The 14,448-nt window shown below is 64.7% G+C and carries 16 protein-coding genes; 4 read left to right on the top strand and 12 right to left on the bottom strand.

Annotation, left to right across the window (positions count from 1 at the left end; translation table 11 throughout):
• Window positions 1-36 precede the first annotated feature (36 nt).
• The 7 genes from sod to LDB05_RS07005 all read right to left on the bottom strand — a co-directional run bounded on the left by sod (window position 37) and on the right by LDB05_RS07005 (window position 3,851).
• Window positions 37-639: a superoxide dismutase gene (gene sod, locus LDB05_RS07035; RefSeq protein WP_226007210.1), complete on the bottom strand. Its 603-nt coding sequence runs from the start codon at window positions 637-639 to the stop codon at window positions 37-39.
• Between the two features lie 205 nt (window positions 640-844).
• Window positions 845-1,255, bottom strand: a complete 411-nt coding sequence (locus tag LDB05_RS07030) for a DUF7344 domain-containing protein (RefSeq protein WP_226007209.1) — start codon at window positions 1,253-1,255, stop codon at window positions 845-847.
• Between the two features lie 538 nt (window positions 1,256-1,793).
• Window positions 1,794-2,258, bottom strand: a complete 465-nt coding sequence (gene ndk / locus LDB05_RS07025; protein WP_226007208.1) for a nucleoside-diphosphate kinase — start codon at window positions 2,256-2,258, stop codon at window positions 1,794-1,796.
• Window positions 2,255-2,647 carry a 50S ribosomal protein L24e gene (locus LDB05_RS07020; protein WP_226007207.1) on the bottom strand — a complete coding sequence of 131 codons (393 nt, stop codon included), beginning with the start codon at window positions 2,645-2,647 and terminating at the stop codon, window positions 2,255-2,257. The genes ndk and LDB05_RS07020 overlap by 4 nt, the downstream gene beginning before the upstream one ends.
• Entirely contained in the window at window positions 2,647-2,871 is a 225-nt protein-coding gene (locus LDB05_RS07015) for a 30S ribosomal protein S28e (RefSeq protein WP_006064297.1), read from the bottom strand. Before LDB05_RS07015 ends, LDB05_RS07020 begins: the two co-directional genes overlap by 1 nt.
• Window positions 2,872-2,882: 11 nt before the next feature.
• On the bottom strand, window positions 2,883-3,245 hold the full coding sequence (gene rpl7ae / locus LDB05_RS07010; protein WP_226007206.1) for a 50S ribosomal protein L7Ae: 363 nt from the start codon (window positions 3,243-3,245) through the stop codon (window positions 2,883-2,885).
• Window positions 3,246-3,470: 225 nt separating this feature from the next.
• Window positions 3,471-3,851 (bottom strand): putative zinc-binding protein, encoded by a 381-nt coding sequence (locus tag LDB05_RS07005; RefSeq protein ID WP_226007205.1) that lies wholly within the window; start codon window positions 3,849-3,851, stop codon window positions 3,471-3,473.
• Between the two features lie 159 nt (window positions 3,852-4,010).
• Between LDB05_RS07005 and tmcA the strand changes: the two genes are divergently transcribed.
• Window positions 4,011-6,311, top strand: a complete 2,301-nt coding sequence (tmcA, locus tag LDB05_RS07000; RefSeq protein WP_226007880.1) for a tRNA(Met) cytidine acetyltransferase TmcA — start codon at window positions 4,011-4,013, stop codon at window positions 6,309-6,311.
• 51 nt (window positions 6,312-6,362) lie between these two features.
• On the opposite strand, the gene LDB05_RS06995 is transcribed toward tmcA, so the two are convergent.
• A complete protein-coding gene (locus LDB05_RS06995; RefSeq protein WP_226007204.1) occupies window positions 6,363-7,103 on the bottom strand; it encodes an SDR family NAD(P)-dependent oxidoreductase in 741 nt (246 codons plus the stop codon).
• Between the two features lie 78 nt (window positions 7,104-7,181).
• On the opposite strand from LDB05_RS06995, the gene LDB05_RS06990 reads away from it, so the two are divergent.
• The 3 genes from LDB05_RS06990 (at window position 7,182) to LDB05_RS06980 (ending at window position 8,966) form a co-directional block, all read left to right on the top strand.
• Window positions 7,182-7,667, top strand: coding sequence for a DUF456 domain-containing protein (locus tag LDB05_RS06990; protein WP_226007203.1), 486 nt, complete (start codon window positions 7,182-7,184; stop codon window positions 7,665-7,667).
• Between the two features lie 46 nt (window positions 7,668-7,713).
• The gene (locus LDB05_RS06985; RefSeq protein ID WP_226007202.1) at window positions 7,714-7,878 is read left to right on the top strand and encodes a DUF8014 family protein; all 165 of its coding nucleotides are present in this window, start codon (window positions 7,714-7,716) and stop codon (window positions 7,876-7,878) included.
• A gap of 191 nt (window positions 7,879-8,069) precedes the next feature.
• Entirely contained in the window at window positions 8,070-8,966 is an 897-nt protein-coding gene (locus tag LDB05_RS06980) for a carboxypeptidase-like regulatory domain-containing protein (RefSeq protein ID WP_226007201.1), read from the top strand.
• Window positions 8,967-9,011: 45 nt separating this feature from the next.
• Here the strand turns inward: LDB05_RS06980 and LDB05_RS06975 are convergent, their stop codons facing one another.
• The 4 genes from LDB05_RS06975 to LDB05_RS06960 form a co-directional block, all read right to left on the bottom strand.
• A complete protein-coding gene (locus LDB05_RS06975) occupies window positions 9,012-10,757 on the bottom strand; it encodes a glutamate--tRNA ligase (RefSeq protein WP_226007200.1) in 1,746 nt (581 codons plus the stop codon).
• Between the two features lie 98 nt (window positions 10,758-10,855).
• On the bottom strand, window positions 10,856-11,575 hold the full coding sequence (locus tag LDB05_RS06970) for a DUF8159 domain-containing protein (protein ID WP_226007199.1): 720 nt from the start codon (window positions 11,573-11,575) through the stop codon (window positions 10,856-10,858).
• Between the two features lie 154 nt (window positions 11,576-11,729).
• Window positions 11,730-12,782 (bottom strand): geranylfarnesyl diphosphate synthase, encoded by a 1,053-nt coding sequence (gene idsA3, locus LDB05_RS06965; RefSeq protein WP_226007198.1) that lies wholly within the window; start codon window positions 12,780-12,782, stop codon window positions 11,730-11,732.
• Between the two features lies 1 nt (window position 12,783).
• Window positions 12,784-14,136: a ribonuclease J gene (locus LDB05_RS06960; protein ID WP_226007197.1), complete on the bottom strand. Its 1,353-nt coding sequence runs from the start codon at window positions 14,134-14,136 to the stop codon at window positions 12,784-12,786.
• Between the last annotated feature and the right edge of the window lie 312 nt (window positions 14,137-14,448).

The following is a 14,448-nucleotide window of genomic DNA, read 5'->3' as shown; positions in this document are numbered from 1 at the left end:
GAGATTGACTAGCTCGTCACGGGGTCGCAGGCGACGTTACTCGAAGTGGCCGAGACACGTCTGGTACTCCTCTTCGACCTTCTCCCAGTTGACGACGTCGAAGAAGGCGTCGATGAAGTCCCCGCGGTCCGGACCGTAGTCGTAGTAGTAGGAGTGTTCCCAGACGTCCAGCGCGAGGATGGGGTGGGAGCCCCAGAGCGCGCCCTGGTCGTGTTTGTCGACCGCGACGTTGCGCAGCTGCTTGGACACCGGGTCGTACACCAGCAGTGCCCAGCCGCCGGCGGCACCGGCTGCGGCTTCGAACTCGCCCTTCCAGCCCTCGTAGGACCCGAAGTCCTCCTCGATGCGGTCGGCGAGGTCGCCCTCCGGCTCGCCGCCGCCGTTCGGCGACATGTTCTCCCAGAACAGCGTGTGGAGGTAGTGCCCACAGCCGTTGTGGGTGACGTTCTTGAGGGCGCCGGGCGTCGAGCCGAAGTCGCCCTCCTCGCGGTTTGCCGCGAGGGTTTCCTCGGCCGAATTGAGGCCGTTGACGTATCCCTGATGGTGCGTATCGTGATGCCAGGTGAGTACCTGCTCGGACAGTGCCGGTTCGAGCGCGTCGTAATCGTACGGAAGTGGTGGAAGTTCGTGTTCAGTCATAGTATGCACCTCACGTGCTGTATCGGTATCTCGCTTGTTAAGTTTTGAGGAGTGAGACGATATCACACCCCACAAAGGTACGACCGTCCTCTCTTGCGATTCACCGACGCTCCACTGGATCCACCACGGGCCTAATATTAAACCTTTCAACGATTCTGCTCGGCATGTCTACCACCACGCAGACGCTGCCGAGACCGTCTCCTCCCTATCCCATCTCCTTGTACTGGGCGTGCTCGAGCCACTCCTCGAGCGACGGTTGCCGCCAGTAGCGGACCATCTCGCTTCGTCGATCGTGCTCGATGATGCCCGCCTCCTCGAGTTTCGGCAGGTGGACGTGCTGGAGTTCCAGCTGCACCCCCGATTGCAACTCCGACGAGTCGGTCTCAAGCGCTCCCCCCACAGTCTGATTCCCACTCACATCACCGGTCTCTGTCGTCCGTTCGAGTGTGATGACGTTCGTGGCGAGCTCTTCGATCGTCGCTACACCATCCGGTTGGTCGTTGAGATGGTAGAGCGCGTACCGCCGTCGACTATTCGAGAGCAGATCGAAAAGGAGATCCAGTGACGGAGTCGTACTCGCCGGTAATCCTGTTCTCCCACCCTTCGTTTCACGCATCCACGAACCACCTACCGTATGTTACCATTCGAAACCACCACCGGCCTCTTCTCCACCCGTCACATTAGGCCTTACGTCTTATTAGCGCTATAAATGAATTAAATAATATAAAAATAAGAATATAATAATACCATATGCTGTACACATCGGTTACGAATTTTGTGAAAACGATCAGTATGTCTATTTTCCAGGTATAACGGACGCGAGCCGACACTGACGGGGTACGGTCTATCCGAGTCCTCTACGCCGTCCGATCTCCCTGGTATCGCACCGTTCGCGTTCGTATCGGGTCGCCTACTGTGTCTGAGTCGAAGGCTGAAACCGCTCCACGTTTCCCCAGTCGTTCACGATCGGTGCTGCCGAACGGTCCGACGACTGTCGGCCGAGATCTCTCGACCCCTGAGTATAGGTGCTGTCGGGTCGTAGCTGTCTCGCCGACGGCTCTCCGAACAGGAGGCCATCACCAAGAATAGCCGCGTCAGAATCGGTCTCGATACGACGTGACCGAAATAGTACGGTCGTTAGACCGTTGTCGTGGTTACTCGTAGAGCCACTCGGCGTCGTGCTGATCGTACTCGATCAGTTCCTCGTCGTCGAAGTGGATGCCGATCTCACGTTCGTTTGCGCCCTCGTCCTCGTGGTCGGCCGCGTGGACGACGTTTCGACCGAGATCGAGCGCGTAATCGCCACGGATCGTTCCGGGCTCGGCCTCGAGCGGGTCGGTCTCGCCGATCATCTGGCGGACCTGACGGGTCGCGTCCTGGCCCTCCCAGACCATCGGGACGACCGGGCCCGAGGTGATGAAGTCCACGAGGTCGCCGTAGAACGGCTTGTCCTCGTGTTCGCTGTAGTGTTCTTCCGCCCGTTCGCGGGGCATGTTCTCGACCTTGATGCCGACGAGCTTGAGCCCGCGGTCCTCGAGTCGGGAGATGACCTCGCCCACGAGGCCGCGCGCGAAGGCGTCGGGCTTGACCATCACGAAGGTGCGCTCGTGATCGCTCATGCTTCGGTTTCCTCGGTTTCGGCCTCGTCAGCCTCATCAGCCTCGTCAGCCTCGTCGGCCTCGTCGGCCTCCGTTTCCTCGGTCTCGTCTACGGATTCGTCCCCGGCGGGCACGTCTTCCTCGTCGTCGACCGCGTCGGCCTCAGGTTCGAGGTCCTCGTCTTCGCTGGTCTCGTCCTCGTCAACAGGCGTGTCGGCCTGCGACGGACCCTTGCCGCGACGTCCGTCCTCTGTCCACTCGAGATCGCGCGGTTCGCGCCCGAGCTTGTAGTTTTTCTCCGCCTTGGAGTCGACGAAGTGGAGTACGGACCCGTCGTTCTTGACGTACATGATGCCCGTACCGGGTTCGATCTCTTCGCCCGTGTAGTCGCAGGTTCGTTTCTCGACCATTATTGTCCTCCGATGGAGTCGGCCTCGCGGGCGGTCTCGCGAAGCTGGAGTACGTCCCCTTCGCGGACCGGCCCGAGGCAGTTACGGGTGATGATGCGTCCCTGGTTCTCGCCCTCCTTGATTCGGCATTTGACCTGCATGGCTTCGCCGTGCATGCCGGTCTTGCCGACGATCTCGATGACCTCGGCGGGCGTGGAGCCGCTTTCTTCCTCTTCAGCACTCATCTTTGATCACCTCAGTCGAGGTCCTCGACCTTGCTGGCGATGTCCTCGACGTCGTCTTCCGCCTCGCCTGCATCGACGATCGCCGCGGCGGCCGAGCCGACCTCGAGGCCGGCTGCGTGGCCGACGTCGTCCTGGGTTTCGATGAAGACGACGGGAATACCCTTCTCGTCGGCGAGCTCGGGGAGATGCATGACGATCTCCTCGGGGGAGACGTCTTCAGCGACGTAGACGAGCTCGGCGTTGCCGCGCTCGATCGCTTTCGTGGTTTCGTTCGTTCCTTTCTTTACTCGGCCTGTGTCTCGAGCGACCTCGAGCGCCTCGAGGGCGTCGTCTGCGAGGTCGGCTGGGATGTCGGTGGTTACGTAAACTGACATTGGTTGTTCACCTCTCCTACACGTGGGCTCGCGCTCCCCTGCCGTCCGGGCACTGGGTACCCGTGCCGGGCCGGTCCCGGCGAAGTCCTGTGAAGCTAGGAGCATCATCAACCCCGCGTAGGGTGTACACCCGAATAGCGTTGCCCCCCTTAAAAGCGTGTTCAAACGCACGAGTCCGTGGGATACCACCGCACGCCGATATCGTCCGTGACGGCGAGCGGACCGTCAATCCGCGTTCGCGAGTTCCTCGACGTCCGCTTCCAGTTCGCGCCGCAGCCTCGCGGCCTGGTCGTCGTCGTAATCCGTGTGGTACTCCTTCGGAACGCCCTCTTTCGCGAGGTTGTAGTGGAGGTCCGGGGAGACGTCGTGGTGATCGAGACACTGCTTCGCACACTCGAGCGGACAGCCGTCTATCGCGACGATCGGCCGCCCGGACGTGGCCGTCTCGACGAGCGGAGCCACTCCGCCGCCGACGCCGGCGATACACGACATCTCGGCCATTTCGTCCCTGTCGAGTGAGACGGCCAGATCGTTCGCCAGCTGCGCTGCGCTCGAGCACCCCGAACAGGAGTACACCAGCGGGAGATCGTCGTACTCGGTAGACATATCGACGTCTCGGTCCGGGGGTCCAGTAACGATGCTCCCGTACATGTGCGATCGCTGGCTCGAGGTCGTCCAATCATACGCCGGTCGGGGAACCGTCGTGGGTCGAGCGCGCGGTGGCGTTCGGTGGCTACTATACGCTCGCCGCTCCAACCCGAACGCATGGACGTCGACGTGGTCGCCCTCGCCGAATCGCTCCGCGAGGAAGCCGGGCGCGCGAACGAGCGACGGCTACTGGTACTCGCGGGCGACCGTGAGCGAGGGTACGACGCCCTCGAGTCGATCCTGGATACGCTGTCGGTCCCGATCACCGCGACGACGCTCGTCGGTCCCGAGGATCGGCTTCGGTGCGAACAGGTTCCGCAGGTCACCGCTGGCGACCTCCTCGGAACGACGCGAGAGGTGATCGCCGTCGATACGCACGACGAGCTCCAGCCGAACGCGCTCGGGAAGGTCACTGGGGCCGTCGACGGCGGCGGCCTCTTGATTCTACTGACGCCGCCGCTCGAGGACTGGCCGGAAAGACGAGGAGAATTCGACGCGTCGCTCGCGATTCCGCCGTTCGATCTCGAGGACGTTACCGGCCGGTTCAGACGCCGCCTCGTCGAGACCCTCCGAGCACACCGCGGGATCGCGATCGTCGATCTCGATGCCGGTCGCCTCGAGGCCGATGGATTGACCGACCCGGCCCCGCGTCTCTCGACGGGTGCGCCGACGCCACCGCCGGACCATCGATTTCCGACCGCTGCGTACGAGGCGTGTCTCACGACCGATCAGGTCGACGCCGTCGCTGCCTTCGAGTCCCTCTTCGAGGGCGAGCGGGCCGTCGTCCTCGAGGCGGATCGCGGTCGCGGCAAGTCCAGCGCGGCGGGACTGGCTGCGGGGGCGTTCGCCGTCGACGGCGAGCGCGTCCTCGTAACCGCTCCGGCCGCGCGAAGCACGTCGGAACTGTTCGACCGGGCGGGAGAACTCTGCGAGCGGCTCGAGGGCGACGCCGCGACCGTCGAATCACGTAGGATCGAAACGGAGTCCGGCGGCTCGATCCGATTTCGCGAGCCGTCCGAGGCCATCGCCGACCTCGAGTCGGCGGACGTCGTCATCGTCGACGAGGCCGCCGCGCTTCCGGTCGCGACCCTCGAGTCGCTGCTCGCCGCCGACCGCGTCGCGTTCGCGACGACGATTCACGGCTACGAGGGAGCGGGGCGAGGGTTCTCGGTCCGCTTTCGGGACCGACTCGCCGAGAGCGACCACGAGGTGACCGACTGCACGCTCGTCGAGCCCATCCGGTACGCGGCGGGGGACCCGATCGAAGTGTGGGCGTTTCGCGCGCTGTTGCTCGACGCGCGGCCGCCGGTCGACCCGCTCGTGGCCGACGCCGCGCCCGAGACGGTCGAGTACAGACGACTCGAGCCCGACGACCTGCTCGCGGACGACCGACTGCTCCGCGAGGCCTTCGGCCTGCTGGTCCTCGCACACTACCGGACCGAACCCAACGACCTCGCGCGGCTGCTCGACGCCCCGAACCTCGAGGCCCGCGCGCTCGTCCACGACGGCCACGTCGTCACCGTCGCCTTGCTCGCTCGAGAGGGGAACCTTCCACAAGAAACGCGGGCGATGATGTACGAGGGCGGCCGCGTTCGCGGCAACATGCTGCCGGACGTCCTGACGAGCCAGTTGCGAGACGAGGCCGCGGGCGAGCCGGCTGGCCTCCGCGTCGTCCGCATCGCAACCCACCACGCGGTCCGTTCGCGGGGGCTGGGGTCGCACCTGCTCGAGCGGATCGAACGGGAGTTCGCAGACGGCAGCGGCGGTAGCGTCGTCAGTGAGAACGCCGACGAAACCGACGCGATCGACTGGTTCGGCACCGGGTTCGGCGCGACGCCCGGGCTCCTCGAGTTCTGGCGCGAGAACGGCTACGGAACCGTCCACGTCTCGACGACGCGCAACGACGCCAGCGGCGAGTACTCCGCGCTCATGCTCGCGCCGACGACCGACGAGGGGACGGCGTTGCGCGATCGTCACGCCGACTGGTTCGCCCGCCGGTTCGCCGCGCTCAGTTCGGACGCGCTCGACGATCTCGAGCCCGACGTCGCCCGGGCGGCCCTCCGAAGCGTCAATGCCGACGCCGGACCGCCGCTCGCATTGACCGACCATGAGTGGCGCGTCGTCGCGGGTGCCGCCTACGGGCCGGGACTGTTCGATGTCGACCCCGGGCCGTTTCGACCGCTCGTCGTCCGGTATCTCGTCGCCGACCCCGATACCGTCGACTTGTCCGATCGCGAAGAGCGACTCCTCGTCTCGCGCGTCCTCCAGGGACACGACTGGGACGCCGTCGCCGACCGCCTCGGGTATCACTCCGCCAGCCAGTGCATGCGAGCGCTCGGCGACGCGTTCCGCCCGCTGGTCGAGTACTACGGGGCGGACGTGGCGCTCGAAGTGCGAGACCGATTCGCCGATTCGTGAGTCCTCGCTGCCACTGGATAACGGATATCGGCCACGTCCGAGCGATCGAACTCAGAACAGCCGCCGGAGCAGCCAGTTCGGCGCGTGATCCAGGAACGACGCCACGAGCCGCCAGCGCCGCGTAACGTAGGCGTGGGAGCGCTCCTTGTAGATCGCCCTCGCGATCTGATTGGCCGCCGTCTCCGGCGAGCATTCCCAGAACCCGCCCAGCGAGAGGTCGGTGTCGACGAATCCGGGTTCGATGGTCGTGATCGCGATAGTACCGTCCTCGTTCGCCTCCCGATTCCGCAGGCCCTCGAGGTACGTCGAGACGAACGCTTTCGAGGCGCTGTACGCCTGCGTGCCACCGGTCCCGACGTGGGCCGCGACCGAGGAAATCCCCACGAGGTGACCGTCCGTCTCGCTCGCGTGATCGGGGTTGTGCTCGAAGTAGTCCATCGCGGCCGTCGCGATCGCGGTGAAGCCCCGGACGTTGACGTCGATCGTCCGTCGCTCCTCCTCCCACTCGAGGTCGTGATTGACGGAGGCGACGCCGGCGCTGATGATCACGATGTCGACCGAGGACATCGCGTTGGTCAGTTCGTAGAACCCACGGCGGGCGTCCTCGGTCGCTGTTATGTCCATCGTCGCGACGTAGGCTTTGGTCGGTAGTTCCGAGCCGATCTGTCGCATCCGTTCCGTTCGACGGGCCGCCATCCCGATCTCGTAGCCGTCGTCGGACAGCCGACGGGCGAGCGCTTCGCCGATGCCCGACGATGCGCCGACGATGATCGCACCGCGTGATTCTGTCATACCCCACAGGTTCGGGACCTGTTACGTAACAGTATTGGAGACGGTACGCCTTTGCCGCGGTCCGTCGTCCCCACCGGTATGGTCGATGTCGTTACCGTCGTCGCGATCGCGTTGCTCGCCGGCGCCATCGTGGGCGCCGCCGTCCCGATGGTCCCCAGCGGCCTCCTCTCGCTGGCCGGACTCGTGGTCTATTGGTGGGGGTCCGGCTTCGCCGAACTCGGTGCCCTCACGTTCGCCGTCCTCGCTCTCATCGCCGTCGTCACCGCGCTCGTCGAGTTCTTCGGCGGCTCGATCGCCGCCAGGGCCGGCGGCGCGTCCTGGCTGACCACCGCCGTGGCCGCCGTCGTCGGGATCGTCCTCATGATCGTCACCGGCCCGCTGGGACTACTCGCCGGCCTCTTCGGGACCGTCTTCGTCCTCGAGTTCGTCCGCAACGGGGAACTCGAGGGGAGCACGCGATCGGCCGTCTACACCACGATCGGCGTGCTCGCCTCGACGGCGGTCCAGGTCCTGCTGACGGCGTCGATCCTCTTCGGATTCCTCATCGCCGTCTTCCTGTTCTGAGGGGCGGGGAAAACACTGAATCCCTGGCCGTCGTTCGCACGGACGAATGACGTGTTCCGAGTCCGACTGCGAACGCCCCGCCGCGGTCGAGTTGCACGTCCCCTGGGACGGAAACCGACTCGTCTGTGCGGCCCACGCCCGCGTACTGGGACGGCGAGACGGCGTCGTCGCCGATCCGCTCCCCGAGCGGGCCGACGACCTCCTCGAGTAGTCACGATCGACGCCGTTCGTCGCGCGACGCGCTCGAGGAGCGACTACTGACCGATCCGATTGCGGTATATTGAAAATAGTCCGTCATTCTCCCTCGACTGAAATACGGTATTCTGCGTCATTCAGCCTCAGAAACCGATTTCTCGGACCGAAGGGTTATGAGTGGATCGCACTCTCCTTCAGTCGATTCATATGTCGAACCATCGCCGAACGTTTCTCCGACGGACTGCCCTCCTCGGCTCGGGACTGGCCGGAGCCGCGACGGGTACCGCTGCGGCCGACCCCGGTGCGGCCGACCTCGATGCCACCGCCAGCGCGCGCATCGAGGGCACGGTGCGCCACTTCGGTGCGCCGGTCACCGACGCGACAGTGAGGATCGACAGCGAAACGAGCACCGTGACGGACGACACCGGGCAGTACGCGCTCGCGGTCGAGAACGGCGAGTACGGACTCGAGGTGACCGCACCCGGCTACGCCTCGCGATCGATTTCGGTCCGCGCCCGGGACGGCGAGACGGTCACGAGAGACGTCCGCCTCGAGCGCGAGTGGGGACCCGGTACGGGTGAGCTCGAGGTTTCCGCGACACCGGTGGGCGGCGGCAGGACGATTCCCTGCGAAATCGACGTTTTCGGTGACGAGCGATACGGGATCACTGCGTCACGCGGGTCGGTCCCCGACAACGAAACCCGGGGGAAGGGGTTCGAAGTGAGCGAAGGCTGGTGGGAAATTCTCGTCACGAGCGCCGAGGGATACAGCGATGGCTATGGGCAGGTACTGGTCGAGGACGGCGAAACGGCCTTCGGCTGGGTGCAACTCGCCGAGGGTGACGACGAAATTCCGGAAACCGGCACGATCGGGGGGACCGTAGTCGACGAGTCTGGAACCGCCGTCGTTGACGCGACCGTCCGCGCGGACAGCGTACAGACGTCGACCGGCGGCGACGGCGCGTTCGAACTCGAGCTCGAGCACGGGCGACACCGCATCGTAGCCAGTGCAGCGGGGTACGAGCGGGTCGCGGGTGACGTACAGGTCAAGTTCGGTCGGACGACGGAGCTGACCGCTGCGCTCCGGTCGGCCGACTCGCGATAAGGACTCCAGAAGCGGTCAGGGTCCGTCGACGGGGATCGATTCGACTCAGGGGTGCGCGTAGTACGCGACCGTCTCCTCGTCGTCTTCGTCGGTCTCGTGTCGATCGATTCGCGCAAAACCGACTCGCTCGAACTGGACCATTTCGTCCGGCTCGAGGTCGGCGACGCCCGGCTCCGCGTGTCCAGTCACGTCGCCGTCCATCGTTCGCATTCGGACGGGGACCCTCCCGGTCGCGGGAACCCAGTGGACGACGTCGACGCCGCCTTCGCGGACCGCGTCGATGTCGTCGGCCGTGTATCGGAGGACGCCGTCGTCGAACCGGAAACACCCCAGTCCCTTCAGCCAGATCCGCCGGTCGTCTCCCCCGTCTCCGTCGTCGGGAATGTCTCCGAGCTCGAGCATGACGGAGTCGCCGACCGGAATCTCGCGAACCCCGCGCTCCTCGTGGTTCGGGTGGAGCGGCGGATTCGCTTCGGCCGGCGAGTCCCCGGCGAGGGGAATCTGGTTGCCGTCCCGGACGAAAAAGCGGCGATCGGTCTCCTCGTCGATCAGATCGCGGTTGTTCGCGTAGATCGAACTCATCGCGAGGTCGACGTCGGTGGTCGAGGTGCCGAGTCCGGTCATCGCCTCGACGATGGCCTCGCCCCGGATACCCCGTCGGCGCAGGCTCTTGAGCGTCGGCGCTCGCGGGTCGTCCCAGCCGTCGAGCTCGCCCTCCTCGATCAGCTCGGCGATGGTCGACGTGCTCATTTTGACGTCGTAGTCGTCGAGCTGGACGTGGCCCCAGTGGATGACCTCGGGGTAGTCCCAGCCGAAGTAGTCGTAGACGAACTGCTGGCGCTTCGCGGAGTCCTGCAGGTCGATCCCGCGGATGATGTGGGTGACCTCGAGCAGGTGATCGTCGACGCCCGACTGAAAGTCGAGCATCGGCCAGCACCGGTACTCGCTCGCCTCCTCGCGGGGATGGGGCGTATCGATCATTCGGAAGGCGACCCAGTCGCGAAGTGCCGGGTTCTTGTGTTCGATGTCGGTCTTGACCCGCAGGACCATCTCGCCGCTGCTGTACTCGCCCTCGAGCATGGCCTCGAACTCCTCGAGGACGGTGCTCGCGTCCTTGTCGCGGTGGGGACACGGCTCGGCCGAGTTCTTTAGTTCCGAAAACTCCTCGCCCGAACACGAGCAGGTGTAGGCCCCGCCCATCTCGATCAGGTCACGAGCGTGATCGTAGTAGGTCTCGACCCGATCGCTCGCCCTGTAGGTCGCGTCCGGCTCGAAGCCCAGATAGTCGAGATCCTCGAGAATCGCATCGTAAGCGTCGAGATCCGGCCGCTTGGTCTCGGGATCGGTATCGTCGAACCGCACGCAGAACCAGCCGTCGTAGCGCTCGCGGTAGGTGCCGATGACGGCGGGCATCCGGGCGTGACCGACGTGCCAGGGGCCGTTCGGGTTCGGCGCACACCGCATCCGGATCTCGTCGTAGTCGCCGGCGTTCGGCAGCTCCGGTAGATCGTGTTCGTCTTCCTCCTCCTCGGCCTCGATCTCGGCGAGTTCCTCGGGTGCGAGTTCCTCGAGGCGTGCGCGTTTCTCCTCGTACGCGAGGTCGTTGACCCGACTCACGACGCCGCCGACGACGCCGGGGACGGCGTCGGAGTGCTCGCGAAAGTCCGGGTTGTCGCCCATCAGCGGTCCCATGACGGCACCGACCGCGGCGTCGCTCTCGTGTTTGACGGCGTTCAACAGCGCGTGCTTTTCGGCCTCGCGCTCGACGCGCTCGCGTAACTCGTCGTCCATTACTCGCTGCTATTCGCGCCCGGCCAAAAACCCTCGCGATTCGCTCTCTTCCCGGTGCACGTCTCCAGTCGCGCCCCGTCACGAGACCGCCGTCGCTCTCACTCTTCGAGATCTTCCGCGTACACTCGCGTGTTGAGGACGTTACTGATGAGAACGACCGCGGCCATATCCGCGGACCCGCCATCGCCGTCGGTCTCGTTGGTGCTGTTTCCGCCCTCCGTCTCGTTGGTGCTGTCATCACTGTCCGTCTCGTTGCCACCGTCCGATCCGTCGCCGTCAGTCTCGTTTCCGCCGCTCGAGTCCCCGTCCCCGTCCCCGTCGCTACTGGTTCCGTCGTCGCTCTCCCCACCGCTGTCTTCGACGGCCGCGTTGTATCGCTCACACCATTCCGTCTTGACGCCCCAGCCGTGTGCCTGCCCCGTGAATGGATTCGTGATCTCCGCGAAGAGGGTGCCGACTCCGGCGTCGTTTTTCACGAGGTTCTCGTTGTAGACCGTCGTAATAATCTCGATCTCTTCTTTCGACTCAGCTTCCGTTTCGGCGTCCGAGACGTACTTCAGGACCAGATCCGACCCATCCCACCGGAGCGAATCGACCGGAATGTCGTTCCGCTCGACGAGCGTGTAGAACTCACCCGGCGTTCCGGCTCGCGGCTCGCTCGGCTCCTCGGGTTCGATCTCGTTCTCGTCCGATTCGGACGCCCCGAGTATCGACCCGGTACAACCGGCAGTCACGGCCGTTCCGGCGGCCCCGGCCGCGCAGAGAAATCGTCGCCTGGAGGAGATGCCGGCAGATCTGTCGGGGGTGTCGTCAGTCATACTCCTCGATCGGTATGGCAGCCGCAAAAAGACCCGGACGATATCGAACGGTGAGTTCGGTCGTACCGACCGGGAGAGACCGTCTCTCGAGCGGGATCGATCCGGAACACGAGGGACCGAGAATCGGACGGTGACTCGACGCGTCGGGACCCGCTCAGTACCCGCGTTCGATCAGGTAGTTCGCGATCTCACAGAGCAATTCGCGTGCCTCGTTGTCTGGCAACACTTCGAGGCGGTTCTTCCCCTGCTCGACCAGGTCGCGGGCGGTCTCGTTGGCGTAGGAGATCGACCCGGAGTCCTCGAGTGCCGCGACGGCGTCGTCGATCTCGGCCTCGGTGACCGCGTCGACGTCGTCGGTGTCGACCAGATTGTCGACGTCGACGCCCTCGTTGCGGGCGTGGACGGTAATCAGCGTCTGTTTGTTCTCGACGAGATCGCTGCCCCGCTGCTTGCCGAGTTGCTCGCTGGGCACCGTCAGATCGAGGACGTCGTCTTGAATCTGGAAGGCGCGGCCGATGTCGAGGCCGTAGCCGTAGAGCGCGTCGATCGTCTCGTCGTCGGCCCCCAGCAAGATTGCGGGAATAGCCGCCGAGGCGGCGTAGAGGACGGCCGTCTTCTGTTCGACCATCTCGAGATACTCCTCGGGCGAGACGTCGGTTCGCTGTTCGAAGGTGACGTCCAGCGACTGTCCCTCACAGATCTTCGTACAGGTCGTCGCGAGCACGCGAAGCGCGTCGACGATTCGGTCCGCTTCCGCGCCCGTATCGAGCATGATCTCGAAGGCCTTCGAGTAGAGCGTGTCGCCGGCGAGAATCGCCGTCTCGAGGTCGTACTCCTCGTGGACGGCGGGAACGCCGCGACGGAGGTCGTCGTCGTCCATGATGTCGTCGTGAATCAGGGTGAACGACTGGATGACCTCGACGCTGACGGCGGCGGCCATCACGTCGACCGGGCCGCTGTCGTCGAGCGCGTCGAGCGACCGATACTCCGCCGAGAGCGGTTCCGAGTCGGTCAATGCCTCCGCGGTCGTCAGGAGGACTGCCGGTCGCAGCCGCTTGCCGCCGGCATCTAGCAGATATCGGGACGCCTCGTAGAGCCGTTCGGGTCGCTGGATCGGCAGCTCTTCGGGAATCGCCTCGTTGACCTGCTCGCGGCGCTGCCGGATCGCCTCGAGTACCGCCTCTTCGCGTGCCTCGGGACTCGTCATATCAGTCGACCAGTTGGATGAGATTTCCGTTTCGCGTCACGTGGAGATCTCGTCCGAGTTTGTAGCCCTCGCTCTCACAGAGGTTGACGTAGCTCGAGTAGCCCTTCATGTCCTGGTGGGCTGGAATGATGTTCTGGGGTTGGAGTGCGTCGAGCATCTCGTAGTGGCCCTCCTGGTTGAGGTGGCCCGAGACGTGGATGTCGTCGTAGACCCGCGCGCCCTGCATGCCGAGGAGTTTCTCGGCCTGGTAGCGCTGGCCCTCGTTGGTCGGCTCGGGGATCACGCGGGCGGAGAAGACGACCTTGTCGCCGTCGTCCAGTTCGTAGGGCGTCTCGCCGCGAGCCATTCGGGTGAGCATCGCCCGGGGCTCGCCCTGATGGCCGGTGACGATCGGCAGGTAGTCTTCCTTGCCCTCGTTCATGATCCGTTTGAACGTGCGGTCGACGGACTTGCGGTGACCGAACATTCCCAGATCGGAGGGGAAGTCGACGAAGTCGAGTCGTTCCGCCGTGCCGGAATACTTCTCCATCGAGCGACCCAGCAAGACGGGCTGGCGGCCGATATCGTCGGCGAACTCGACGAGCGATTTGACGCGGGCGATGTGGCTCGAGAAGGTCGTCGCGACGATGCCGCCGTCGTAGTCCTCCATGCTGTAGAGGACGTCCCGGAGGTGTTCGCGGGCGACCTTCTCGGAGGGCGTCCGGCCCTTCTTGTTCGCGTTGGTACAGTCTTCGATGTAACAGAGGACGCCTTCGCCCTCCCGACCGATCTCTCGGAAGCGCTCCATGTCGATCGGGTCGCCGATGACGGGCGTGTGGTCCATCCGCTTGTCGAGCCCGTAGACGATCGCACCCTCCGGCGTGTGAAGAACGGGATTGATCGCGTCGATGATCGAGTGAGTGACGTTGACGAACTCGAGGTCGACCTGACCGGAGTCGCCGATCGACATCGTTTCGCCGGCCTCCATCTTGACGAGGTCGTTCTCGACGCCGAACTTCTGTTCGCCTTCGATCTGCTGTTTGACCAGTTCGATCGTAAACGGCGTCGCGACGACCGGCGCGTCGTATCGGTGCGCCAGTTTGGAGATGGCTCCGATGTGGTCGAGGTGGCCGTGGGTCGGCACGATCGCTTTGACGTCGCCCTCGAGGTCGCTCATGATCCGATCGTCCGGAATAGCGCCCATGTCGATCAGATCGAGACTGTGCATCCGCTCGGTTTCGACGTTGTCGTGGATCAGGACCTGCGAGAGGTTCAGACCCATGTCGAAGATGACGACGTCGTCGCCGGCCCGGACGGCAGTCATCTGCCGTCCGACTTCTTCGTAGCCGCCAATGGTTGCGATTTCGATTTCCATGGTTCCTTGTACTGAAAGCCGCTGAACTGGCTCTCATCGAAACGGTCCGCGGACGCCTAGTCGTACGGCCCCGGCGTCTTGCAGCGCGTCGGCCATCCCGCTATGCGCCCGGCGCGACGGCGGTTCCGTCTTCGATAGCTCACGTCGGCGTGAGTCCCGAACGCACTTGCCCGCGGGTTTCGCTAGGTATCCTTTACACGCCCGGGTGTTAAAAACGCAGCGGGTTACCGCGCCCGCCGCGGTGTCGCCCGTGACGCCGGTTTACGGCGACTCGGCGGTCCCGATCGGGCTCCTTTTGACACCGCAATTCAT

The organism is Natrinema salinisoli (assembly GCF_020405205.1).
GTDB classification, from domain to species: domain Archaea; phylum Halobacteriota; class Halobacteria; order Halobacteriales; family Natrialbaceae; genus Natrinema; species Natrinema salinisoli.
Note: the sequence above shows the minus strand (reverse complement) of the source record. Positions and strands in the feature narration are given on the sequence as shown.

Bases quoted from the DNA above. Each gene is read 5' to 3' on its own strand.
- sod (WP_226007210.1), bottom strand. From the start codon at position 639: ATGACTGAACACGAACTTCCACCACTTCCGTACGATTACGACGCGCTC.
- LDB05_RS07030 (WP_226007209.1), bottom strand. From the start codon at position 1,255: ATGCGTGAAACGAAGGGTGGGAGAACAGGATTACCGGCGAGTACGACT.
- ndk (WP_226007208.1), bottom strand. From the start codon at position 2,258: ATGAGCGATCACGAGCGCACCTTCGTGATGGTCAAGCCCGACGCCTTC.
- LDB05_RS07020 (WP_226007207.1), bottom strand. From the start codon at position 2,647: ATGGTCGAGAAACGAACCTGCGACTACACGGGCGAAGAGATCGAACCC.
- LDB05_RS07015 (WP_006064297.1), bottom strand. From the start codon at position 2,871: ATGAGTGCTGAAGAGGAAGAAAGCGGCTCCACGCCCGCCGAGGTCATC.
- rpl7ae (WP_226007206.1), bottom strand. From the start codon at position 3,245: ATGTCAGTTTACGTAACCACCGACATCCCAGCCGACCTCGCAGACGAC.
- LDB05_RS07005 (WP_226007205.1), bottom strand. From the start codon at position 3,851: ATGTCTACCGAGTACGACGATCTCCCGCTGGTGTACTCCTGTTCGGGG.
- tmcA (WP_226007880.1), top strand. From the start codon at position 4,011: ATGGACGTCGACGTGGTCGCCCTCGCCGAATCGCTCCGCGAGGAAGCC.
- LDB05_RS06995 (WP_226007204.1), bottom strand. From the start codon at position 7,103: ATGACAGAATCACGCGGTGCGATCATCGTCGGCGCATCGTCGGGCATC.
- LDB05_RS06990 (WP_226007203.1), top strand. From the start codon at position 7,182: ATGGTCGATGTCGTTACCGTCGTCGCGATCGCGTTGCTCGCCGGCGCC.
- LDB05_RS06985 (WP_226007202.1), top strand. From the start codon at position 7,714: ATGACGTGTTCCGAGTCCGACTGCGAACGCCCCGCCGCGGTCGAGTTG.
- LDB05_RS06980 (WP_226007201.1), top strand. From the start codon at position 8,070: ATGTCGAACCATCGCCGAACGTTTCTCCGACGGACTGCCCTCCTCGGC.
- LDB05_RS06975 (WP_226007200.1), bottom strand. From the start codon at position 10,757: ATGGACGACGAGTTACGCGAGCGCGTCGAGCGCGAGGCCGAAAAGCAC.
- LDB05_RS06970 (WP_226007199.1), bottom strand. From the start codon at position 11,575: ATGACTGACGACACCCCCGACAGATCTGCCGGCATCTCCTCCAGGCGA.
- idsA3 (WP_226007198.1), bottom strand. From the start codon at position 12,782: ATGACGAGTCCCGAGGCACGCGAAGAGGCGGTACTCGAGGCGATCCGG.
- LDB05_RS06960 (WP_226007197.1), bottom strand. From the start codon at position 14,136: ATGGAAATCGAAATCGCAACCATTGGCGGCTACGAAGAAGTCGGACGG.